We start from the raw sequence: 895 nt of genomic DNA on the forward strand, positions 1-895 counted from the left end.
ACACGGTAAAAAGTTGCTTCAGAAGCTATGTAACGGCCCTCATCAGCCAGCTGTGGCACGATCTGGCTCGGAGGCAAATGCGCGTATGATTTGCTGTTGCACAGCGCCACGATAGCCTGACGTTCAAACTCACTGAGCGCGTTTATGGGCGTCGGCCTGGCTGTCGTGGTACGTCCATCGGCAAGCATTTCTTCGGGCAAACTCCAGCGTTGTAGCGTGCGAAGCGAAATGCCAACTTCCAAACAAGCAGGCGCCCTGCGGGCGCCCGCATTGATGGCTTCATTGAGCCAACCAACGAGTAAATGCCGTTCTGGCAACAAGGTCAGATGCCCTCGTCGTCGCTGCCCCAGTAGGCGTTGAGCTTTTTTCGCAGCACCAGCAATGCCGCTGTCTCAGCCAATGCCGCATCCTTGCGGCGCAGTTCGCGCTCAAGCTCACGGATACGATTTTTATCATCCCGTGAGTGCCCGGAGTTCACATTTTTAGCGGTTGACTGCTTCGTGCTGCTGGCAATAAACGCATTGCGCCAATCGGTGATTTGCTGAGGAAAAATACCTTTACGTCGGCAATACTCACCCATTTCCAATTCCGACAGGGCGGCTGTTTCCATGATGATTGCCATCTTGGATTCAGCTGACCAACTCTCGGCGGGTTGCTTGGCGTCGGACAATTGCGTTCCTTTGGCAGCAGCTTGCTTGCGCCAATTATGGAGAGACATATCACTGCAACCTTCGCGGCGCGCGACCTCCGACGCCGATAGGCTCAAAGGTGGCAGCATCATTTTCAGCAGTGCAGCTTTACGTTCTTCTGAGTAGAAAGGCATGACCATACTCTTGCCGCCCCCGGAATACTTTTTAAAAAGCGGGGGACACGACAACTACCCTGACACCGGGGG

General features: G+C 54.5%; 1 pseudogene. It reads right to left on the bottom strand.

From position 1 onward, the window contains the following. Positions 1–823 (bottom strand): annotated as a pseudogene (locus RGM3321_RS00230) (transposase); the annotation flags it as partial. Positions 824–895: the final 72 nt, after the last annotated feature.

The organism is Pseudomonas sp. RGM 3321 (genome assembly GCF_022836805.1).
GTDB lineage: Bacteria > Pseudomonadota > Gammaproteobacteria > Pseudomonadales > Pseudomonadaceae > Aquipseudomonas.